Origin of the sequence: Neptunicoccus cionae, from assembly GCF_002860325.1 — a bacterium.
GTDB classification, from domain to species: domain Bacteria; phylum Pseudomonadota; class Alphaproteobacteria; order Rhodobacterales; family Rhodobacteraceae; genus Amylibacter; species Amylibacter lutimaris.
In genome coordinates, this window is sequence record NZ_PKOJ01000009.1 from 77549 (window position 1) to 99607 (window position 22059).

Annotated in this window: 21 protein-coding genes and 2 pseudogenes; 9 read left to right on the plus strand and 14 right to left on the minus strand. The window is 58.5% G+C overall.

All coding sequences use genetic code 11. From position 1 onward, the window contains the following. Positions 1 to 38: 38 nt before the first annotated feature. From C0U40_RS18070 to C0U40_RS18085, 4 genes are all read right to left on the minus strand, one after another. Positions 39 to 428 carry a DUF3768 domain-containing protein gene (locus C0U40_RS18070; RefSeq protein ID WP_101657210.1) on the minus strand — a complete coding sequence of 130 codons (390 nt, stop codon included), beginning with the start codon at positions 426 to 428 and terminating at the stop codon, positions 39 to 41. Between the two features lie 298 nt (positions 429 to 726). Then, positions 727 to 2229 carry an LA2681 family HEPN domain-containing protein gene (locus tag C0U40_RS18075; protein WP_101657211.1) on the minus strand — a complete coding sequence of 501 codons (1503 nt, stop codon included), beginning with the start codon at positions 2227 to 2229 and terminating at the stop codon, positions 727 to 729. Between the two features lie 223 nt (positions 2230 to 2452). Next, positions 2453 to 3391 carry an ArdC family protein gene (locus C0U40_RS18080; RefSeq protein ID WP_101657212.1) on the minus strand — a complete coding sequence of 313 codons (939 nt, stop codon included), beginning with the start codon at positions 3389 to 3391 and terminating at the stop codon, positions 2453 to 2455. A gap of 40 nt (positions 3392 to 3431) precedes the next feature. Next, positions 3432 to 3902 carry a hypothetical protein gene (locus C0U40_RS18085; protein WP_101657213.1) on the minus strand — a complete coding sequence of 157 codons (471 nt, stop codon included), beginning with the start codon at positions 3900 to 3902 and terminating at the stop codon, positions 3432 to 3434. Between the two features lie 291 nt (positions 3903 to 4193). Between C0U40_RS18085 and C0U40_RS18090 the strand changes: the two genes are divergently transcribed. Beyond that, complete coding sequence (locus C0U40_RS18090) at positions 4194 to 5396, plus strand: Fic family protein (protein ID WP_101657214.1); 1203 nt, start codon at positions 4194 to 4196, stop codon at positions 5394 to 5396. A 212-nt stretch (positions 5397 to 5608) separates the two neighbouring features. On the opposite strand, the gene repC is transcribed toward C0U40_RS18090, so the two are convergent. The 4 genes from repC to C0U40_RS18110 all read right to left on the minus strand — a co-directional run bounded on the left by repC (position 5609) and on the right by C0U40_RS18110 (position 10320). Further along, entirely contained in the window at positions 5609 to 6664 is a 1056-nt protein-coding gene (gene repC / locus C0U40_RS18095; RefSeq protein WP_101657215.1) for a plasmid replication protein RepC, read from the minus strand. A gap of 238 nt (positions 6665 to 6902) precedes the next feature. Next, positions 6903 to 7871, minus strand: a complete 969-nt coding sequence (repB, locus tag C0U40_RS18100; protein ID WP_024099295.1) for a plasmid partitioning protein RepB — start codon at positions 7869 to 7871, stop codon at positions 6903 to 6905. Further along, complete coding sequence (gene repA / locus C0U40_RS18105; RefSeq protein ID WP_009807965.1) at positions 7871 to 9070, minus strand: plasmid partitioning protein RepA; 1200 nt, start codon at positions 9068 to 9070, stop codon at positions 7871 to 7873. Before repA ends, repB begins: the two co-directional genes overlap by 1 nt. 341 nt (positions 9071 to 9411) lie before the next feature. Beyond that, positions 9412 to 10320, minus strand: coding sequence for a recombinase family protein (locus tag C0U40_RS18110; protein WP_101657216.1), 909 nt, complete (start codon positions 10318 to 10320; stop codon positions 9412 to 9414). A gap of 226 nt (positions 10321 to 10546) precedes the next feature. On the opposite strand from C0U40_RS18110, the gene C0U40_RS18115 reads away from it, so the two are divergent. Continuing rightward, positions 10547 to 11614 carry a helix-turn-helix domain-containing protein gene (locus C0U40_RS18115; protein WP_101657217.1) on the plus strand — a complete coding sequence of 356 codons (1068 nt, stop codon included), beginning with the start codon at positions 10547 to 10549 and terminating at the stop codon, positions 11612 to 11614. Between the two features lie 122 nt (positions 11615 to 11736). Here C0U40_RS18115 and C0U40_RS20480 read toward each other — a convergent pair whose 3' ends face one another. Further along, entirely contained in the window at positions 11737 to 11967 is a 231-nt protein-coding gene (locus C0U40_RS20480; protein WP_369824838.1) for a hypothetical protein, read from the minus strand. Between the two features lie 25 nt (positions 11968 to 11992). Here C0U40_RS20480 and C0U40_RS18125 point away from each other — a divergent pair. Beyond that, positions 11993 to 12406: pseudogene (locus tag C0U40_RS18125) on the plus strand (IS3 family transposase); the annotation flags it as partial. Positions 12407 to 12507: 101 nt separating this feature from the next. Here the strand turns inward: C0U40_RS18125 and C0U40_RS18130 are convergent. From C0U40_RS18130 to C0U40_RS18150, 5 genes are all read right to left on the minus strand, one after another. Further along, positions 12508 to 13140: a glutathione S-transferase family protein gene (locus C0U40_RS18130; protein WP_101657218.1), complete on the minus strand. Its 633-nt coding sequence runs from the start codon at positions 13138 to 13140 to the stop codon at positions 12508 to 12510. A gap of 20 nt (positions 13141 to 13160) precedes the next feature. After that, complete coding sequence (locus C0U40_RS18135; RefSeq protein ID WP_101657219.1) at positions 13161 to 14057, minus strand: NAD(P)H-binding protein; 897 nt, start codon at positions 14055 to 14057, stop codon at positions 13161 to 13163. Positions 14058 to 14085: 28 nt separating this feature from the next. Beyond that, positions 14086 to 14583, minus strand: a complete 498-nt coding sequence (locus C0U40_RS18140; RefSeq protein WP_101657220.1) for a luciferase family protein — start codon at positions 14581 to 14583, stop codon at positions 14086 to 14088. 8 nt (positions 14584 to 14591) lie between these two features. Then, entirely contained in the window at positions 14592 to 15407 is an 816-nt protein-coding gene (locus C0U40_RS18145) for a DODA-type extradiol aromatic ring-opening family dioxygenase (RefSeq protein ID WP_101657221.1), read from the minus strand. 65 nt (positions 15408 to 15472) lie between these two features. Beyond that, complete coding sequence (locus tag C0U40_RS18150) at positions 15473 to 15880, minus strand: DoxX family protein (RefSeq protein WP_180957745.1); 408 nt, start codon at positions 15878 to 15880, stop codon at positions 15473 to 15475. Between the two features lie 132 nt (positions 15881 to 16012). On the opposite strand from C0U40_RS18150, the gene C0U40_RS18155 reads away from it, so the two are divergent. The 6 genes and pseudogenes from C0U40_RS18155 to C0U40_RS18175 all read left to right on the plus strand — a co-directional run bounded on the left by C0U40_RS18155 (position 16013) and on the right by C0U40_RS18175 (position 22032). Further along, positions 16013 to 16366: a winged helix-turn-helix transcriptional regulator gene (locus C0U40_RS18155; RefSeq protein WP_224556225.1), complete on the plus strand. Its 354-nt coding sequence runs from the start codon at positions 16013 to 16015 to the stop codon at positions 16364 to 16366. Positions 16367 to 16604: 238 nt separating this feature from the next. Then, positions 16605 to 17195 carry a TetR/AcrR family transcriptional regulator gene (locus C0U40_RS18160; RefSeq protein WP_101657223.1) on the plus strand — a complete coding sequence of 197 codons (591 nt, stop codon included), beginning with the start codon at positions 16605 to 16607 and terminating at the stop codon, positions 17193 to 17195. An 85-nt stretch (positions 17196 to 17280) separates the two neighbouring features. Beyond that, positions 17281 to 17832, plus strand: coding sequence for a TetR/AcrR family transcriptional regulator (locus C0U40_RS18165; RefSeq protein WP_036784097.1), 552 nt, complete (start codon positions 17281 to 17283; stop codon positions 17830 to 17832). 13 nt (positions 17833 to 17845) lie between these two features. Then, positions 17846 to 18130, plus strand: a complete 285-nt coding sequence (locus C0U40_RS20360; protein WP_286135102.1) for a hypothetical protein — start codon at positions 17846 to 17848, stop codon at positions 18128 to 18130. Positions 18131 to 18309: 179 nt separating this feature from the next. Then, a pseudogene (locus tag C0U40_RS20365) lies at positions 18310 to 18927 on the plus strand (efflux RND transporter periplasmic adaptor subunit); the annotation flags it as partial. 33 nt (positions 18928 to 18960) lie between these two features. Beyond that, the gene (locus C0U40_RS18175; RefSeq protein ID WP_101657224.1) at positions 18961 to 22032 is read left to right on the plus strand and encodes an efflux RND transporter permease subunit; all 3072 of its coding nucleotides are present in this window, start codon (positions 18961 to 18963) and stop codon (positions 22030 to 22032) included. Positions 22033 to 22059: the final 27 nt, after the last annotated feature.

A 22059-nucleotide genomic window follows, 5' to 3' on the forward strand; every position in this document is an offset into this window, starting at 1 on the left:
TTCATCGCCTGTGGTGTCAGGAGAGGGTGTCCCCTGCCCTACCAGTCGCGCGCCAGCATGATGGTCAGCACGCGCATGGTGGTGGCGGGATTGTCCGGGGCCTCGGCGCCATAGCGGAAGTCCGAGTCTGCTTCATAGAGATCGATCTTCCAGAACACGGTCTCTCCCCGGATCTCGACCGCCCCGAAATCGTGCCAGCCCTCGGGATCATTCTCAGGCTCGAACGTGGCAAACTCACCGGTTGCCTTGACCGCCTCGGCCATGAAGCCATCGCCGGCCTCCATAAGCGAGCGGGTGACATGCATGCGGCCCTGGATGGGTTGCGCGGGCGGCACCCCAACGCATGCAAGTTTGCGAAACGCGTCGTTCTGCACAGCGATCACACTCGGATCCGGACGGTCTGGCTGGAGTTGAACGGTCATGGGCATGGGGATCTCCTTTGAGAAGTTGAAACACCCTTCCCAAAGCCCGCTTTTTCTTTTCCGCTTGGCGGAGGAACCCAGACAAACCTACCCGGCCCGAATAAATCCAAAAGTCAGGTGTGCGGGATATGCGGCTATTGGGGCTTTCGGAAGCATGGCCGCTGTCAGCCCTGAGCGGACATGGTGCGGAACGACCAGGTAGGCAAAAGTGGCTAAGGAGAAGGGGAACCCGCCATGACCACCACAAAAACAGTGTGCTGTCGCTTTCGGCAAAAGCAAAGGCCGATGACTGCGATGCCACGGGTCAACGAGGGTCCTTCGGAATGGCGAAGATCGGCATCACCAAGTCTGACGCTTTTTCTTTCAAGTGTTTCTCTTGATGCTGAACCACCAGCGACAAGCCGATGATCGCTGATCGAGCCAAACGCAACATGCGCAGAGCTTGGCTTTCCAGGTCAGAGGCGCTCAGTGCCAAACAGGCTCCAATGTCATCGGTGTGCAACAACATCTCATGTACGGACACAAACCGGTGTTCTGCCGCATTGCGGACGTCGCAAGCCTGATGTGCCAAAGGTGACGCAGTCTCTCGGAAGTCATTTTCGTACAAGTCCAATGACAGCGAACAGAGACCGCGCAAATGCCAATTCTTGATTGGTAGGTTTGGGTGAAGAACTCGCTTGGCTCCTCGTCCGCAATACCAGACGTTTCTGAACGAAGTGCTCAGACTGTGGGGATCATGGCCGAGCTTGAAGTAGTCGTTGATGAACACAGCACATTTATCGAGCAGCGAATACGCCATGCGAAACGCGGCCTTTTGCTTCTCGGTTTGCACCGTGTTGATGGCATAGTCAGCGTGCTCGAACCCCAACAAGGTTTGGTCAGCCGCGTAAACCCGTTCTCCCTCCAGCCCTTCGAACAGCAAGGTGCATGCAGCGACATACTCCTGTTTCAGAAGGTCAAAGTATCTTGGAAAAATCACGGGCTCGTCTAAGCCATAAGTGTGATTGGGCAGATGAAACACATCTTGTGCGGCGATGCTGTGCGCCCCGATGTCATTTAGCGGGTTCAGGAACAAGCGATGCTGCAAGCGCCAACAGTTGAAAGCTCGCGCGTCAGACGTGTCACCGAGTTCATACTTGTCGGGATCAAAGCCAGCCAGATCACAGTTCACCGCCAAGTATGCACGGACATGCTGATACTTCGCTTCAAGCTGTTCTCGCACGGAGTCGGGATATTCACTGTCCCATATGGCATCGGTTGCAAGGGCAAATTCAAATCCTTTCGCGGCCTCGGCCAAGAAAACGCATTGATGCCCTGGATCGTAGAATGCTGCACTGTAACCAGATAGCCCGCTGGCACGGTTCGCCAGGGCCATTGCAAATTTCGGTTCAATCTGGAGCGCTTCGTCCCAAGCGGCGAGTGCATCAATCGGTCGGCCTACGGCATCGAGAGCATTGCCCAAATTTGTCAGTACCTGACAACGCCGAACGATATCCAAGTCCGCGAACTCCGAAGAGCGGATTGCTTCTCGAAGAGAAATGATTTCCTTGGTCAGTTCCGGTTGCTCCCAATCGAACTGGCGCTCTTGGAACTCGGGATCAGTCGTTCGAAGAGCCGAATAGGCATTGGCTCGAAAATAGAACAAAACGGCTTTGTTCTGCCCCTCCTGGCCGAGCAATGCGTCAATCGTGCACACCAACTCATTGAGTTTCGGAAGGTTTCCGGCATCTGCGGCTAGATCGATAGCCAATCCGATATCTGCGTAGTTGTTCATGCCGCAATCTTCCAAGGTCTCATAATATTTCATACGCAATCTGCTCTGACGTGACTTCGTGACTGGTGGAATAACGGACGTAGGCACAAAGGGCTCGCACTTGGCTTTCGCCGCATTCTACACGAATGGCCGCTGTCGGAAACAGCTCACACTTTGCAAACTCCGCTCCCTGCGCATTGCCGCCATCCGTGGTCATCACCACATTCGTCATTCCGTTTTCACACCTTCCATTTTCCGCTTCGCCGCAATAGGTCTGTTATGCCGCCTCGGCGCTGCGCCCTGCCCTGCCCGTCTCCGATCTGGCGATCAGATAGTCGCAGGCGCGCTGCGCATCTGCGGCGTGCTTGAAGATCGCACCCTTGTCCGACCGAAGAACGCGCAACCAGTTGTGGAGGTAGGCGGCATTCATCTCGAGCGTATGCGCCGTGAAGCCGAGCGTCTGACCCAGGAACACCGAGGTCAATTCCGCGACGATCTCCTCGCGCGCATAGGACGTGTTGCCAAACTTCGAGAACCCGAAATCACGGTTCAGTCGATGGGGGGCCTTCGTGGCATGGGCCAGCTCATGCGCCCAGACCCCGTAGAAATTACGCGGGTCCTGGAACCGCGTGATGGATGGCATGTAGACCTTGTCCACGGGCGGCAGATAGTAGGCTTCCGTCCCCGTGAAGACGGTCGTGATGTCGATGGCATCGAAAAACGCCTGCATGTGCGGGATGGGCTCGGACGGCGGATGCTCGGGCGCGGGCTCCGGGTCGGGGTAGAAACTGTCGGGCAGGCCATCGATCTGGCAGGCATTGAACACTCGGTAGGATTTCTGGAAGCGGAAGACGCGGGCATCCTCGGAGCGATCATCGCCATCCCTGCGGTCGTCCGCGCCGCCCGCGTCTTTCCGGCTTTGGCCGTAATAAACGACGACAGAGGACTTCTCGCCCTTGCGGACCTTTGCGTCCAAGGAATTGGCCTGAGGCAGCGTCATCCAGAAGGGCGAGCTATAGCCCGCCATCACGGTGCGCATCGTCAGCAGGAAGTTGTTGACCCCCTGGTAGGGCTCACCCCCCACGCGCAGTGGGCGAGAGCTGCCGCCTGCGGTCCAGGGCTTTCGCCAGGGCAGGACGCCGCGCTCAATGATACGGATGATTTCGTTCGTGATGACCTCGGAGGCATCGAATTTGGGCGTGCGGGATCGGGCCATGGCTGGCCTCCTTTCGAGTTTTAATGAGAGGGAATGGTGATCAGGCTGACTGACGGGGCCGCGGATCGTTGAGGATCCTCGCGCCGAGCCCTTCGACCATGTCGATGTAGGTGGTCAGCGAGACGGACCTGCCAGGACCGCAAGGGTCAGGGTCGGCCGATCCGTCCCGCGCCACGCACGGCAAGTTCGCGAAGGCGATGACGGCACTGATGTGTCGGATATCGATGAACGGGGTCCCTCGTGCGACCGCAAGAGTGGCCAGGGGAAAGCGCTCGATCGGCGCGAAGGTTGAAACGGTGGTCCAACCGAGATGGAGGAACGTCCCACCCTCCCCGCAGATCACATGCGCGTTTGGCAATGACGCCGCCTGCTTCAGATAGCCGAGATCACGCAGGACGGTCTGGCGTTCGAGCCGCTGTGCCAGCGCCGTCTGGCCGGTTCGGCGTAGTTCCTTGTGTCGCCACCACGAGGCAGCGGTCGCGCGCAACACGCGCAAGACACCTGTTTGCATGGGAATGCCCTTCGTCAGGAACGGCAGACCGGAACCCGGCCCGGACCCATCCGAGGGACCCCAAAGGCCCTCATCCGGCAGTCACAAAACCCGAAGAACACTTTCTCTTTTCCCAGGCCCTTTCTGCACACAACAGAACTGAAACCCGGCCCATCTGCCGAAGCCATTGATTTCATGCAGCAATTTCAGATCGGCAGGCAAGATCGGCAACGCATATCGGCAAAACCTTGCTTGAAAGTACGAAATGTGTTTATTTTTCAGATACTTTGCAAACATGGAAGATCGGCAAAAATGCTGGAAACACCCGCCAGGATCGAACCCTGCTTCTTCGAGGAGCATATTCCCACAGAACTGGCAGACCTTTCGGTCGACATCCAGAGGGAAGCCACCGGGCTGGGACAAGGGTTGCATCATGACAGCGCAGCCGAACTTGCCGATCTCGTCCGTGTGATGAACTGCTACTACTCCAACCTGATCGAAGGACACAACACGCGCCCCCGCGACATCGAAAGGGCGCTGGCTGGTGCCGAGCTTGAGGAAGAAACCCGTCCCCTCGCCCTTGAGGCCCGGGCGCACGTCATCGTTCAACGGGCCATCGACGAGATGCATCGCAAGGGCACCCTGCCCCGCCCCACATCCGTCGAATTCCTGACTTGGGTCCATAAGAGCTTCTACGACGAGATGCCGGATGAGTTTCGGGTCATCGAACATCCCGACGGCACACAAGAGCCCATCGTTCCGGGACGCATGCGCCAGGATGATGATCGGGAAATTGCGGTCGGGCGCCACCTACCTCCTTCATCGTCGCGCGTCGCGGCATTCATGGACCATTTCGACAAACGATTTCAGATTGCGGCGCGGTCTTCGAGCGGACGGATCATCGCGATCGCCTCTGCGCATCACCGGCTCAACTACATCCACCCTTTCCCGGATGGTAACGGTCGTGTCAGCAGACTGATGTCTCATGCCATGGCCCTCACAGCGGGCATTGGTGGCCAAGGGCTCTGGTCCGTATCACGTGGGCTGGCCCGCGGGCTAACCGATCGGGGCGAGTACAAACGGATGATGGATCTGGCCGACAGTCCACGCCGCGGAGACCGCGACGGACGGGGGAACCTGTCAGAAGCGGCACTGAAGACGTTTAGTGAATGGTTCCTAAAGGTGACGCTCGACCAGATCACCTTCTCAGCAAGATTGTTCGATCTCGGCGGGTTGGACCAACGGTATCGTCGTCTTGTTGCAGATACCATCGATGATAAGCGAGCGCCGGAACTAATCTCGGCGGTTCTTCGGCATGGGGCACTGGAACGAGGCGATGCGCAGATTGTCCTCAAGACGTCCGAGCGTACTGCTCGCAACACGCTGAGTAAACTGACCGCCGCTGGATACCTGACGTCTGCCTCGCCGAAGACGCCGGTTCGGTTGGCGTTTCCGTTGGATTATCGAGAGCGGCTCTTTCCAAACCTCTTTGGAGAGGGTGACCTCCCACAATAACTTTAGGCATTTAGGGCGTAATGCCTGGACGTCGATTTCTTCCATGGGCGGCCAGATGTTTATCAAGGCTTGCTCGTGTGTCACTTGTCCACCGCGGTGGACATCTGCTGGTCTGAGATAAACCGAAGAACCACCACGCGCCCTTAGGTGCGTTTGGACAGTTTTGGTTGCCACAAGCGCCGCTTCTCGTTCGAAGTCCACCGCGGTGGACATTAGACAGTTCGCTCATTGTTTTCGGACAGTCGCTTGATCAAAGCTAATGGATCAAATTGGTTTTGTCTTTGACCCAGGGTGATACTGTGAAAATACGCTCCAAAATCCCTGATGCGTTTTCCAAGCTGTAGCATGATGAAGATCGCGCATGAGGCTTTCTGAGCTCCTACAGCATTCTTGGCTTTCTCGAAAGTCTCTGGGTGAATGCCCATCATGGGTGCAAGTGTTCGAGCATGGTTTTCAATGTCCAACCAGTTTCTAAGTCTCTCTGTGGAGAACGATGTCGCCTGATCGCAGACTGAGGTCAGCAAGTCTGGTTTCAGGGCCTCAAGGCCTATGTTGCTATCTAAATCTTTTTTTTCTTCTTCAGACTTAAATTGATGCCGGACAGTTTGTCCGTCATTGGCGGGCAATTCCATAGTTTCAGGCGGGTCATCCGGGGTAGACAAACTCTGGCATTCTGCATCTGTATTGGCGAGCAGAGCGTGGTATTCGGGGAGGCTCAGCTTCCTGCGTAGAGCTTTCCGTGCGTGGTTGATGAATGCGTTGCTAGGATCGTGCTCTTCCAAATGGGCGAGCTTTGTAAGGATCTGTTTGCGGACAAATATCCGATCTCGCCGGTTATTCTCCATCTCTTGCGCGATGGCTATAAGCTCGCTCGCACGTTGGAGCAGGGGGGTGAGAGACAATCCATAGCTGATGCACTCCCCGCCGGATGAGCGAACGCGGTAGCGCTTTCGGTTCGAGCTGTCATTGCGCTTGATGAATCCGAGTTCAACGAAGCGGTTGATGTGCCTCCGGAGTGTCCGTTCGTCGATTCCGCCAACGCGCTGGCAAAGTGAATTGTTAGACGCAAAAACCGTTTCGCCATGGCCAGGTTTCAGAAAACTGAGCATTGCTTGAAGTGTCTGTATGTGGCCAGGACGTAGACCAAACACGCTGCGTGCATCTCTCAGGGCTCTGAAGATGGTCCAGACGTCGGTTTCAGATGGGGGAAATGAGCCGCGGGTTGCATCAGCACCTGCGGCTTCGATCGAGAGTTTTGTAAATGCCATGGCTTGTTCACGACGACCGTTCGGCCCACAACTTCCCCGTCTCTTTCCTCGAATTTTCGTGGAAAAAGGCAAAAAATATCAGTCCACCGAATCGGTGACTCTTGACCGGTATGCTGGAGGTTGCTACATCAAAGATGCTAATCAGATGATGAGGGCTCTCCAAGGGAAACTTTGGGGGGCTCTTTTCTTTCGGGTCTTCGCTTTTCTCCTCTGCTCGTGTTGCTCTGTGTGGCCTGGGTTAGGACCCAGAGCCTCTCTCATTCCGCCACTGTACGAAGAGTTGCAAAAGCGTAGCTTCCGCGTGCTCTTCGAGCCATTGGCCGAATTCTGGATTGTCCTTCTTGGTGACCTTGAGCGCGATCGCCTTCTCATCGATTGTCAGCGTGCCCAATGAACTGCCGTTCTCATCATTGATGACCGAAGTCAGCCCACGATTGGGCGGCTTCTTGTCGCTACGTGCTTTGCTCGAGCAAGCCGAATAGACCGCTTGGAACTTTTCGGAACTAGGAGTGTCGTCGGGCAGGGCGGCGAGCGCCTCTTTGGCGATGTCCACCAAATCTACCTTCACCGACAAGGCAGCTAGATCACCCCACTGCCGTCGTCCGATCCCATGTGCTGGCCCGATGAGTTGAACAAGACCGTCTGGCAGTTGTTCTATGACGACCCTGTGGTTGGATACGCCTTGCCGGGTCAGACCTAGAGCATCTTGAATGACACCGGGTTTGTACCCGGATTCTTGCATCTCTTTGATAAAAAGAGACTTTTCTATAAAAGACGGATCAAGCCTGAGGTTGTTCTCCTGGCCTTGAGCGATCAGAGATGCGTCATCGTCCAAGGTTCGAACAATTGCCTTGACCGTTCCACCGACCTTACGGATCGCCGCAAGCCTGCGGCGGCCGTAGATGATGCGGTATCTGTCCGGTTGGGCTGATGGACGGACCATGATGGGCACTTGTTGGCCATGCTTGCGAATGCTCTCGGCCAACTCATCGATACTGGAATCTTCCAGCACCAACCGATCGCGCAGCCCATCCATGTCAATCTGATCGGGTTCGATATCGCGAATCGAGTTTGCTGTGATCTCGCGCAAAGAGTCGCGCAATCCTCCAACAGATCCCGGCAGCTTTGCCGCTTTTGGCGGGGTAGGGGAGGGGGCTCCGCTCTCCGTCTCATTCCTTGGAGGCTGGTTGAAGATGTTTCGGGCCATCAGCGACGCCCCCATGCCATTTGGATCGTCTGCTCTAGCTCATCGCCAACGCCATTCACGCTGGTCAGGGCGCGATCAATTGTCTTTCTGATGAATTGGCTTGGATCGACTTCGTAGACGGTCTGCTGGGTCATCCCCGCGTCGGAGATCGCCGTAGACTTCAGCATTGGCTCTGTCATGACCTGACCTGCCAGAATTGATCTCAGGTAGCCTGCCATTTGGGTCTGCGGACCGTCCGACGGTTCATATCTGGTAATCAGGAACTTGACAAAATCCCATGTGACACGCCGACCGATGGCTTCCTCCACGGCCTTGACCGTTTCTGAAGCAAGCTTCAGGAATTGGCTCATGGATGCGATGTCAAGCATGCCAGGTACCACGGTAACCAAAAGCCCCGTCGAGGCTGCCAGCGCAGTCAGGGTTAGAAACCCAAGCTGAGGCGGGCAGTCGATCAGGACGATGTCGTAGTTTGCCTCAACCTCTTCAAGCGCCAAGGCGAGGCGCTCTGCAAAGATGGGCTGTACGCGACGGGCGAGAGCGTTTGCGGTCTCGGTTTCGTACTCCGAGAGCATCAAACCGGCGGGCACCATGTCGAGCTTATGGAAGTAGGTCTTTTGGATGACGTTCGAGAGAGGAACTTGGTCCTCATATCTCAAAGCATCATAGATTGTGCCGCCATCGGCGAACTCAAGCTCGGGCCGAAAGCCGAAAAACGTGGTCAAACTTGCTTGCGGATCGAGGTCTAGGACCAGCACGCGGTAACCGCGCAAGGCATACCTTTGCGCAAGATGAATCGTTGCAGTAGTCTTTGATGAGCCGCCTTTGAAGTTGACGACGGATATCACCTGGAGACGATCGCCATCACGTCGACCTGGGCGGTAGCTTTCTGCGTTCTTTCCAGTGCGTCCAAGAACATCGCGCAACTCATCAATCTCTTGGGCTGTGTAGAACCGGTGTCCGCGGTTGTCTGTATGCACTTCCGGGAAGCTGCCGTCCTTGTGCCGGTTGCGCAGGTTAGATGTGCTTACGCGCAGGAGGCCGGCGACTTCGGTGGAACTGAAGCGACGTAGGGACTTTCGTTCTTCGGGTTCGAAAGCGATCTTCATCTGGCGATCCAAAGACTCAGCCAGATTGTCGGCAAATGCTCCGATATCGGAAGAGCCTATGCCTTGCGTGTATCCAATGTTACGATCATCCATGTCCTGCCGCCCACTCTCGGCCTCTGTTGAGGCTCTTAGTCATTCTGACGGTGTACAGCGTGTCTGACGCGTTTTGCCGTCAGAATGGGAATGCCACGATCCAGTGAGTCCGGCAAGAAGAATCTAAATGTAGTGTGAAAGTTATCCACAACACCTATAGGTGTTGTCGTGTAAAAAACTCAGCAAGTCATTGATATAGATATATTAAATGCAGATCTAACCAAATCGAGCCGCTACTCTGTTGAGTTGGCACATTAGCAGCTAACCCCAAGCAACTAATGGCACTTTCTGCCTCCTGCGGAGTTTTCTCCCGGTGAAATTTTTTGGATTCGGGTCAGAAGCTACATCTGATTTTGGCTCGATTCGTACGGCATGAGGCCAAGTCGTTCCGCCCGCTCCAACAGCATTTTCACCGAAGACGGCTGCCATCTTGTTCGGCCACGAGGCGTGCGTTCGCGCATCGCTTCCAGCCGGGTGCAGATCGCCTGAAGCGTGATGTCGGGGTGCGCGCCCTTGATGCCGGCGACGATGGCGGGCAGACGGTCGTCGGTTTCGCGGCGCCCGGCGCGGGCTAGCACCTCGGCCGGCAGGAAGCCGTCGCCGACATAGGCCTTCACAGCGCGCAAGAGACGGCTTTGGGTCCAGCGACGCGCCTCGGGCAAGGGGCCGTTGATGATGCGCACCACGTCTTCCCAGGCCAAGTCGGGTCGCAACCGGCGCACATGGGGCACCCAATCTTGTGCCGTCTCGTTCAGACGCTCCATGTAGCCGTCTTGTCGCGCCAGCCGTACTTTGCGAAGAGCAGCAGGGTCTTTGGCCCGCAGTCCAGGGTTCCCGCCGACCCGGCCCTTGGTACGGGCGCTCGCCAGCCCTGCTTTGGTACGTTCCCGGATCAGCGACCGCTCGAACTCGGCCGCGGCGCCCAGAACCTGCAGCGTGAACTTGCCTTGCGGGGATCCGGTGTCGATCGGGTCCTGAATGGAACGAAAGAACGCCCCCTTGGCCTCCAACCGTTCGATCACCTCGAGAAGGTGCGACAGAGACCGTGCGAGCCGGTCGATCCGTACGACAACCAGCGTGTCGCCCTTGCTAATGCGCTCCAGCAAGCGGGCAAGCACCGGCCGGGCACGATTGCCGCCTGAGGCGTGCTCTTCAAAGATCTCGGCACAGCCCGCAGTTTGCAGGGCCTCAGACTGGGGCAGGGGGGTCTGATCCTCTGTCGATACGCGGGCGTAGCCTATCAGGGGCATGAAAATCGGCCGTTTGCAATTTCATATACCGTTACTAAACGACCGTTTGTAAACGAATGCAAGAGAGTGCTCTCTCGTCGTGCTGGTGCAGAACCCCTTGGTTTCCTTATCCTGAACGCGATCAGAGAGGTTCCTCCGGCAGTCGCCCGCGAATACTATGTAAAGAGCATGGGCAATGGCCACAAAATCGCTTGGGTAATGTGCATAAAGTTGGTATTTTGCACACATGAAGCCGCAAGCATCTACTTTTAGTGATGATTTCGATGACCCTCTCATCATTACCGAGGGGGATGAAGAGGCTCACGAAGAAGACCTCTGGTTTCTGCCCGGGCCGCTCGAAGAAGAACCGGATGATCTGCCTCCCGGGCCGCGGGCGGAACCGCCTGATACCGTGGTCATCGAAGATTGGGCAAAGGCAGAGGGTGCTCATACTGCGCGGCTGGCAAAGGTGGCTGGACGCCTGGGTGCTCTGGATGACCGGTTGCTGCGCGGCCCGGAGGGCTGGCGGCACAGACTGGCTCTAATAGAGGCGGCGGATCTCAGCTGGTTCGCAGGCGATCGTGTGAGCCCCGATCGGCTGGCGCTTTGGATATCCATGCGTTTGTCTGGAGTGCAGGATGACTCGGAAGCACTGGCCCGGGCCGGATGGGCCGTGCGACGCCTGACAAGTGGTCCGGAGCCAATGGTAGATTTGGCGTCCTTCCTGAATCGGCGTGATCCTGAGAAGTTCGAGAACAATGCCGAGCGCTTTGACGAGCGTGCAGGGAGCTGGCTGGACGTGATGACAGCAGCGGTTGACCTCCACCCGATCACGAGCGCTTGCATGGGGTTTCACCTCTGGAGTCTGGCTGGCCTCGGCCAATATGGAGACCGTATTGAGGCCGCTGTAACTGCTGGCAGGATCGCGGCCAGCGACGGCAATGGAGCCATCTTTGCTCCGCTGGCCATGGGCGGGGCAGGGGGGCTGCGGGCCTCGGGCGTGCCACCTGAACGCTTGGCCCGCTGGTTGGACGGGATGAACAGCGCGATACTAACGGCGATGCGGCATTTGGATTTGGTTGAGACTTGGACGGTTCAGGCAGAGGGCGAAATGGCGAAACTATCAGGCAAGACGCCTCCTGCTTTGCTAACTCTCTTCGCGGAATGGCCTCTGGTGTCCGCGCCGATGGCTGAGACTCAGATCGGTGCCAGTCGCGCGGCGGTGCAACGAAACCTCGCGTGGATGGAAAAGAAAGGCTTGATCCGCGAGGTTACAGGGCAGGGGCGGTTCCGGATGTGGCGGATTGCAGCTTAGTATCTGCCGGGGTGACGGCTCAAAAACGTATAAGCAAGCATATGTTAAGTTGGCTCTTGGCCAAGAGTGCGCATGACTCGGGCGCACCTGGGACGAATACTTCTCGGGCGAAAGCGGCGCGCCTAAGACCCGCAGCAAGAGTTAAGTCCGCTATCCGCGTCGGACCCGGGGTCATGCCAGCCAAGTTCGCAGAACGTCAGAAGGCCGCAAGCATGTGGACTAGGCCTTTTTCGATGTTCTTCCACGGCTTCTTGCCCACGGTATGTAAGAACCAACATCTGGTACCGCAGATATTTTTCGTAAAGAACTGCATGAAGCGACAACAGATTTTGTGACCCACAGGCCTGGATCAAGGACTTATGGAACTCCCAGTCATATCGGAATCAGGATCGGAGCGACCACGCCCTGCGCCAATGGCTGCGGGAACTGGCGAATAAACGTCGCCGGTTCGGATATCGTAGTTAGGGCATCCTTTTGGCCAGAGAGGGTTTTGAAGTGAACCATTAGAAGCTTTTCCGTCTCTATCGCGAGGAAGGGCTGGCCGTGCGCCGCAGGTGATCACGCAAACGCGCACTGGGTACGCGCAGGCCCATCCTAGTGCCGGATCGCGCCAATCAGCGTTGGTCGTTGGACTTCGTGTCCGATGCCTTTGCTAATGGCCAAAGGTTCCGTGTGTTGTGCATCGTGGATGACTGCACGCGCGAAGCCTTGGCGGCCACTGTGGTGGATCGCTCACTGTCAGGTGAGCGGATGATCCGCGAACTGGATGACCTGATCGGGAGGCTAGGTCAGTTGACTTTCTGACCCACGATCAGATCAAAGCGATGACAACGGCCGACCGTATCGTCAACCTCGGCACTCGTCAGGGGTATGTTACCCCCTGGATCACGACGTCAGCGGAAAAGCGCCCTTAGGGGTGCCACAGCCTCTTGCCAGCTGTCACGCGCTTCTAGCCGGTCGATCCAACTCGCAACTCCTGGGTACTGGTCCAGTAAAATCCCCGCTTGATCGCGATACATGAAGGTGGTCGCAAGATAGAAGTCGGCAAGGCTGAGTGCGCCTGCGATCCAGTCCTTGCCGTCGAGTCCGGTTTCCAGAACGGCAAGGAACTGATCTGTGGCTTTTCGTTCCGCTTCGACCACAGTCGGATCGGGATCGCCCATGCCGAATTTCTCTTTGAGAAACAGCTCAAAGGACAATTTCTGCATCGCCGGGCCAAGGTGGATCGCTTGCCACCAGGTCCATTGATCGACGAGGGACCGCGCCTTGCGGCCCTCAGGATAGAGGCCCGCCTCGGGCCGAAGCCCCGCCAGATAGGCACAAATTGCCCGGGATTCCCAAAGCACGAAATTCCCGTCCTCCAGGACGGGCACCTTTGCATTGGGATTGCGAGCGAGAAATTCCGCCGCGCGGTTGCCCCCGGCCCGGATGTCGACCTGGACGATTTCGAGGTCCACGCCCAGTTCGTGTGCCACCGCCCGCACACGCAGCGCATTGGGCGAGAAATTCGCGTTGTAGAGTTTCATGATTTTGTCCGCCTCTATAGTTACTGCGGCGCCCGAAGAAGCACCGCCCGGTTTTCGGTCAGGAAATCGGCAACCGACTGTCCAGACTTGCCGGTGAGCGTCTTGAGATCGTCGCTGGCCACATCAAAGTAGCCTTCGGCGGTTGCCTGGTCGAAAGAGGCGAAAACACGCGCCATGAACTCGGGCAGGCCATTTGCGATCATCTCCTGAACCATGTCTTCGGCCGGCATCGGAACGTAGGGGATGTCCGTGCCCGCGATGTCCGACAATAGCGCCGCGATATCGGCCTGGCCGGTGGATTCGGGCCCGGTGATGTCCAGGACCTCGCGGTCGGTCGCATTCATCAGCGCGGCAGCGGCGGCGCGGGCGCAGTCGGCGCGTGTGACGTAACTCGCCCGTCCGTCCCCTGCCGCGGCAAAGAGCTGCCCCATGTCGATCGCCTGCGGTCCGCTCATAAGCAACAGATCCGTGTAAAGGTTGTTGCGAAGGATCGTGTAGCTGGCGCCGCTTTGCTCGATCAGCTTCTCGGTGTCCTGATGATCCTTGCTGAAAGTGATGGGGCTTTCGGGTACCGGGCTGGCAAGCGAGGTATAGACGATGTGGTCAATACCCGCCTCGCGTGCGGCGGCGATCGCATTGGAATGAGCCGCGAGCCGTTTGCCCGGCTCCAGATCGTCGGGGGAGATGATCAGGATCCGCTTGCCGCCCGCGATGGCCGGACCCAGTGTTTCGGGCGCGATGAAATCGCCTTGGCGAACATCCACCCCCTTGTTCCTAAACTCGGCGAGTTTGTCGGCGTTGCGCGTGACCGCGATGATCGGACCGGCGCCCGCCTCGATCAGTTGATCGATTACCTGGCGTCCAAGCTGGCCGGAGGCGCCTGTGACAATAAATGGTCCGTTCTGAAAGCTTGCCATGGGCGTATTCCTGTTCTTTGAGAGAGAGTCAGCCGTGGATGTGAACCTGCGCTGGGTTGGCCAGCTTGCCGCGGGCGAAGTCCCAACTCGTGGTCAGGATTTTGATCATGACGTCGACCTCTGACCCATCGCGCGGCGCAAACGCCATGACCGCATTGGCCGGGATGTGTCCGGCCGACGCCATCGGGTGCGGTTCGCCCCAGCCTTTGGCGATGAGTTCCTCGACCGCCGCCAGCGGCAGCATCATGTGCGACGAACCGTCATAGGAGGGATGCACATGGGCAAATTCGCGTCCGATCATGAAGGCTTCACGCGGGCCGCAGGCATGCGCCACCGGCAAGACCAGTGCTTCGGCGCCAGGCACCGAGATGCCCGACCGGCAGCGCTCGACGAAGGGCAGGGCGAAGGCCTTCTCCTTGAAAAATGCGTGGATCTCTGCCGAGGAGTTCTGCGACACCTGCTCATGCGGGGCGCAATCGGTGGTGTCGGGGCGCGGGCCCTGCCGCGGGGGAAGTTCGAAGCTCATGGTTGGTCCTATCCAAATCTAAACGCGCTTTCGACCGCGCCCAACACGTGGTCCTCGAGGGTTTTTTCCCCTCGATCCGCAAGCGCAGCCCCGGCCACGACGTGCAACGGGATCAGATGTTCCTCGCGCGGATTGGCGTCGCGTGCGCCGGGCGCCTGATCCCACTCGGCCAGCATGGCATGGCGCACTGCGGGGTCTTCATGGGTCACCGCACTCGTGAGCCATCGGTCAAAGTCTCCGCCGTTCACCGTGCCGTCCGGTCCGCCCCTCATCGCCCGCATCATCTTGCCCATGTTGTGATAGGTATTGCCGGATCCGATGATCAGCACCCCTTCGTCGCGCAAGGGCGCCAACGCGCGACCGACGGCAAGATGCGCCTCGGGGTCGAGATCGTCGCGCAGGCTCAATTGGACGGTGGGGATGTCGGCCTCAGGAAAAGCCACCTTTAGTGGAACGAATACCCCGTGATCGAAGCCACGCGCAGCATCGGCCCCGGTTTGGAATCCCGCGTCTTCCAAAAGTGCGCGTACGCGGGTCGCCAGCGCGGGCTCGCCCGGCGCGGGCCAGGTCAGCTGATAGGTATGCTGCGGAAATCCCTGATAGTCGAACAGCAGAGGCGGGGCGGGGTTGGTCTGCAAGGTAAAGACCCGCTCTTCCCAATGGCCCGAGATCACGAGGAGCGCCTTGGGCTTTGCCGGCAGGCTCGCAGGCAAGTCCTCAAGGAATCTGCGGTGCCGATCCCAGACGTCAGGCGGGTTCCAGTCCATGAAGAAACAGGGGCCACCCCCATGGGGAACAAACACTGTCGGCTGCTTTTCAGTCATGTTGTCGTCCTTTTGTACCCCAAAGTCCGAGGCTATGGGCGGCGCCGTGGCAACTCCACATCAGATCAGTTTGGCGCTGCCGGAACTGCCGGCGCATAGGCCGACTTGACCGCACGCACGCGATTGGCGGTCAGCCACGAGATGATCAGGAATACCCAGGTCGCCAGCGCCGGCGGCCAACCCGGATCGCCTGCGCCCACATGCGCCCCGAAGGCGAGCACCAGATGCCAGAACATTGCCGCATAGGCCCAATCTGCCAGCACCGCCGAAGGGCGCCAGAGAATCACAACCGCACCGACGATCTTCAAAATTGCGAGTGGCCAGATGATGTATGTGGGATAGCCCAACACCTCGCGATACATGCCCGCGACCATGTCGTGGGATGAGATGTAGAAGGCCGCCGCACCCAGATAGACCAGCGCCACAAGGCCGGTCGCGATCCAGTAGACATATTTTGCCACGTTGTCACTCACTGCCGCTCTCCCGGTTTTCGGCGGGTTGTTAGGCTGCCGTTTTCCATATAGTATCATTAGGTGCCTTGCTTCATCAGTTAAAGTAGGCACTTAAAAGTAACTTACTTTCGTGGGCTGCGAGGGCTATCCACAATGAAAAGCGTCCAACCAGCTTCCTGCCCGATGGAGGCGCTGCTGCGTGTTATCACGGGACCTTGGACGATTTATATCCTTTGGGTTCTGTCCGAACAGGGTCCACAGCGTTTCGGCGCGACCAAACGGCTGGTGCCTGGAATTTCCACCCGGGTCCTGACTGAGAGGCTGAGAATGCTGGAACATGCCGGCGTGGTCTGGCGCGAGCAGGCCATGACCATCCCGCCCGCTGTCACATACGGGCTGACTGAACGCGGCGCGGAGCTGCGCGGTGTGCTGGACACCCTTGGATCCATTGCACGCCGCTGGGAGGCGGAGGGTGCTTTCGACGGGACGGCACGCTCGGCGGAATGATGACGTCCGTCCTGTTCGCGGAATAATCCCGCGCCAGAAAGCACCGCGAACGGAGCACGGCCCGAAGCTCATGACGAATTGAAAGCCGCGTTGGGTATGCCTGACAGGCGGCACTCACTCCGAACGATCCGCCCAGGTTTGCGGCTTGCCGCCACATAAAAAATCAATTTACTGTACCGACTAGACGGTACAGTCAAGTTTGAAATCCCGCAATGCTGCACAGGACAGGAAGAGCGAGATGCGCGAGAGAAAAATGGCCGAGGTTTTGTTCGGCGCGCGCGAGGTCTTCTTCCGGTGCGGTTATGAAGGCGCCACCGTCGATGCCATTGCCGCCGAAGGGAAAGTGTCGAAGGCAACAATGTATTCTTATTACCCAACCAAGGAGCAGCTGTTTCTGAGCGTCGTGGAATCCGAATGCGGTCGGCTTGCGGAAGAGATCCTCCGACCCTTGTCCGCAGGTCCCGAGCCGCGCGCCCAGTTGGAAAAACTTGCCCTGCGCATGATCGATCTCGTTCTGGACGAAACCTACATCCGCCTTCTGCGGACGTGTATCGGTGCCACCGAGATGCTTCCCGAGGTCGGGGAGGTGTATTTTCGTGCCGGACCGAAACGGGCACGCGAACTCATCAGTAAAGTTCTGGAACGCCTTTCCCGGGAAGGCGCGCTTGAGATCGACAATCCTCTGCGAGTTGCGGATCACTTCATACATCTTTGCGTTTCTGGACTGTTGATGCCACGCCTGCTGGCCGTGCAAAAGAGAGTCGAGCGGGACAAGCATGCGGCCGATGCAGTCACTGCATTCCTGCGACTCTATGGGGGGCGGGCATAGAGTAGAGCTCTGAACTGACCTTGCTTTCCGACAACGGGGCAGTGCTCCAAATCTCTCAATAAAATTGCCGAATGGACGGTGAATAATGACCATACAATCCAAAATGCAGGCAAAGAATGCGTCACCGAGGATCCTCGGCGCTGCGCGGGCAATTGCGCACAGAGAGGGCGCGGGAAAGATTACGATCGACGCCGTCGCGCGTGAGGCCGATCTCAGTAAAGGCGGGGTCTTATACAATTTTCCGACCAAGAGAGCGCTTCTTGCCGGGCTGCTTGATGAGATGCTCGCAGAACATCGCGAACGCCTGGCATCAGTCCCGGAAGATCGCAGATCCCGCACCCTGCGTGGGCACCTGGAAGCAATCGTGCAAGCCAGAGCCGTCGATGACGACCTCTCGATGGCGATTCTCGCGGCTGCCGCGTCAGATCCGCGGCTGCTCGATCCGCTACGGGCTGAACTGACCGGCGACCTTGAGCGTATCCTGTCCGACACACAAGACACTCCGGGTGCTATGGTTGTCGTCCTAGCGATCCAGGGACTTCGGTTCCAGAAACTTCTGGGCCTTCCCGACGGTGGCGCGGATCTCAGGGGACGCGTCATCGAGCAATTGAGGGCCATGATTAATGAACTCGAATAGAGAGACACGAAGTTTGAAGCGGATCGTTTTTGTTATTGCGGTAGCGGCCGGGTCGGCCGTTGCCGTCCCGTTTGTTTCGCCGTTCCTGACCGATGTGCTGACCCAGACCGCGACGGACACCCTGGAGGCAGAAGTCGATACAAGGCCTGCAGCGAACGTGGAGCGACCAGTCACGGTCGAAGTGACCCGTGCGCTCAATCGCGTCGTAAGTCAGTCTCGCACCGTTGCAGGCCGCGTCGAACCTGCTCGAACGGTGGGCCTTGCGTTTCAGATACCCGGGCAGATCATTCGCCTTTAGGTTGAGCCCGGCGACACGATTCGCGAGGGCGAGGTGATCGCGGAGCTCGACCAAATCGATTTCGAACTCGCCGTCGACCGGGCTCAGGCGTCCTACGACCTGGCGAATTCCGAACTTGCGCGCGCCTCGACACGGCCCGCGCGCAGTTCGTCCAGGCAGAAGTCGCGCTCCGCGAGGCAGAGCGGCGCCTGTCCCAAACGAAAATCGTCGCGCCATTCGACGCGATTGTGGCGCGCACCTTCGTTGAAGAATACGTCAACGTCACGTCGGCCGCGCCTGTCGCGCGTCTACAGGATGTCAGCGAGATGCGGCTGGTGATCTCCCTGCCAGAGGAACTTGCGGCCATTGCCCGGTCGGCACCCGATGCCTTCGAGATCGTTGCAACTTTTCCGGCTGTTCCGGGTTACACCGCGCCTCTGGTGCTTCGCTCGTTTGCGACCGATGCCGACCGGACGGCGCAGACCTACGACGTGGAACTTGCGATCACGGGTGATATCGACTCGCGTCTTCTGCCCGGGATGACTGCGGATGTGCGCATCGCCATCGCCGCAGAAGCAGATCCCCCGCAATCAGTGATCGTTCCGGTTTCGGCGGTGGATACGACGAGCCGAACCGAACCGTCCATCTGGATCTACGAAGAAACGTCCGGCCAGGTCACGCGCAGGGCGGTCCGTCTGGGTCTTCCGATCGACAACGAAATTGTCGTTCTGGATGGCCTGAAGGGCAACGAATTGGTTGTTTCCGGTGGCTGGTGGCGGCTCAGGGACAATCAGACCGTGACAGTTTCGGGGCTCTGATCCCGTTCTTTTTGACAGGACAAGAATAGAACCATGGCACTCAGCATCTCACGAGCGAGCATCGAGCGTCCTGTGGCGGTCTGGCTCACCATCATCTTTTGTCTCCTCGGCGGCTATTGGGGGCTGAACACGGTCGGTCGCCTTGAAGACCCGAGCTTCACGCTCAAAACGGCGCTCATCTTCGTACCGTATCCCGGCGCCACGGCTCTGGAGGTTGAAGAGGAGGTCGCCGACGTCGTCGAAAATGCGCTGCAGCAAATGAAGCAGCTCGACCGGGTGGAATCGAAGTCGATGCCGGGCATGGCGCAGATCACCGTCGAGATCGAGATGACCTATGGCCCGGACGAGATCCCGCAGGTTTGGGACGAAATGCGCCGCCGCATCAGCGACGTGGAGGGGGACCTTCCCGCAGGGGCGCTACCGCCCATCATCAATGACGATTTCGGCGACGTCTATGGCATGTTCTATGCGGTAACGACCGAAGGTCTGAGCCCATCGGAGCAGAGGGATTTGGCCACGACGCTCCGGCTCGGACTGGTCACTGTCGATGGCGTCGCCAAGGTCGAGGTTCAGGGCCTCTCCGAAGAGGTAATTACCATCTCGATCCCGTCTGCACGCCTCGAGATGCTGGGCCTTCCGCCGACCCAGATCCTGGGCATTCTCGCAGACGAAAACCAGGTGTTCACCAACGGCGAGATCACCGAGGGCCCTGCCCGGATCGGCCTATCGGTTCCGCCGGGCTATATTAGCCCCGAAGGGATAGAGGAGCTGCGGCTGGGCACGGCCGGAAATGTCGGCCAGATCGCTGTCAGCGACATCGCCAGCGTGACCCGCGAGGCGGCCGAACAGCCTAGCCAGATCATCCGGCAGAACGGCACGGCGGCATTTACCTTTGGCGTTTCCGCGTTGACGGACCAAAACGTGGTCGAAGTCGGTCAGGCGGTTTCAGCACGGCTTCAACGGCTCAAGTTGGGGCTTCCTGAAGGTGTCGAGATGATTCCGATCTACGAGCAGCATGTCGTGGTGGACGAATCCGTTTCAAGCTTTCTCGTCAGCCTCGGACAGTCGGTCGCGATCGTGGTCGGTGCGCTGATGCTGACCATGGGTTGGCGCGCAGGCCTCGTGGTGGGCGCGACCCTCGGGCTCACCGTTTTCTCTACACTGTTCTTCATGTCAGTGTTCGGGATACAGATGGAGCGGATCAGCCTGGGCGCCCTGATCATCGCGATGGGGATGCTGGTCGACAACGCCATCGTCATCACAGAAGGGATGGTGATCGGCATGGCGCGAGGAAAAAGCGCAGAAGACGCTGCTGCCGAGACCGAAAGCGCCACGTCAATCCCCTTGCTGGGGGCGACCGTTATCGGGATCATGGCGTTTTCCGGTATCGGGCTGTCGCCTGACGCCACGGGCGAGTTTCTGTTTTCGCTTTTCGCGGTGATCGCCATCTCGCTGCTAACAAGCTGGGTCCTGGCAGTCACGGTGACGCCGTATCTCGGCAAGCTGCTGCTCAAGACCCCCAAAAACATTTCGGATAATCCCTACAAGGGCGTGTTCTACGCGACATATCGCGGGATTTTGTGGATGTCGCTGCGCGTCCGCATTCCGGTTGTTCTGACGATCATTGGCATCACCGTTTGGTCCGTTATGGCTTTCGGACAGGTCAAGCAGGCCTTCTTCCCCGCCTCGAACACGCCGATTTTCTACGTTGAGTTCCAGATGCCGCAGGGAACCGATATCAACACGACCGACGAAGAGATGCAGCGGCTCGAGCGGATTCTCATGGATGAGGATGCCGTAACCGGGGTAACGGCCCTCGTCGGGCGCGGGGCAAGCCGATTCATGCTGACATACAACCCCGAGCAGGCGGATGCCAGCTATGGCCAACTCATCGTCCGGGTTGCGGACGCCGCGACGATCGCGAGCAGACTTAACCAGGACTTGCCCGCCGGATTCCCCCACGCTCTGATCCGTGTCGAAGAGATCGTGTTCGGACCGCCCTCCGGTGCCGATGTTGCAGTTCGTTTTTCGGGACCCGATCCGGTCATCCTGCGCCAGCTCGCGGATGATGCGATGAGGATTTACGAGGAGGCAGGAACCATCACCAATCCGCGCACCAATTGGCGGCAGCGTGAGATCCTCGTCGAACCCATCGTCGATGAGGCACGAATGCGGCTGGCTGGCGCAACGCGTGGAGCGATCGCGGATACCATCCGCTATGGAACGTCCGGACTGCGCGTTGGCGACCTACGCGAGGACGACGTGTTGATTCCGATCCATCTCCGGCTTCCCGAGAGCGAACGCGACGGAGTTGACCGCCTTCGTGACCTATCGGTGTGGTCCGATGGGGCAGGGTCCTATGTACCCATGGCCAACCTTGTCGAAAGGTTCGACCCCCGTCTTGTCGAGGCACTCATTCACCGGCGCGACCGGGAGCGGACGATCACCGCTCTCGGCGGTGCCCGCAGCGATCTCACCGCGGATGAGGCCTTCCGAAGCGTCCGCACCGAGATCGAATCCATCCCGCTTCCCGACGGTTATGCAATGGAATGGGGTGGCGAATTCGAAAGTGCGCAGATGGCTCAGGAGTCGCTTGGCAAGCAGCTTCCCCTAGGCTTCCTGGTCATGTTGACGATTTCGATTTTGATGTTCAACAAAGTCCGCCAACCGCTGATCCTGTGGCTCGTGGTGCCAATGTCCGTGACGGGCATGGTCCTGGGGTTGCTGTTCACCGGTCTGCCCTTCACATTTACGGCCCTGCTCGGCTTCCTGTCGCTTTCGGGAATGTTGATGAAGAACGCAATCGTTCTCATCGAAGAGATCGACTTTCTACGTGCACAGGGTGTGCCCGATTACAAGGCGGTGATCGACGGCTCAGTCAGCCGTCTTCGCCCTGTGGTGCTCGCCGCCGGCACGACGATCTTTGGCATGATTCCGCTTCTGCCCGATGCGTTTTTTGCCTCGATGGCGGTGACGATCATGGGCGGCCTCGCCTTTGCTTCGGTCCTGACGCTCGTCGCGGTTCCGGTGCTCTATGCGCTTCTGTTCCGGATACGGCCACCGAAACGGGACACACAGTCGGACGGCCTAGCGGCGACCGCCTGACGCAACGATCCTCCCCAAAAATAGGTT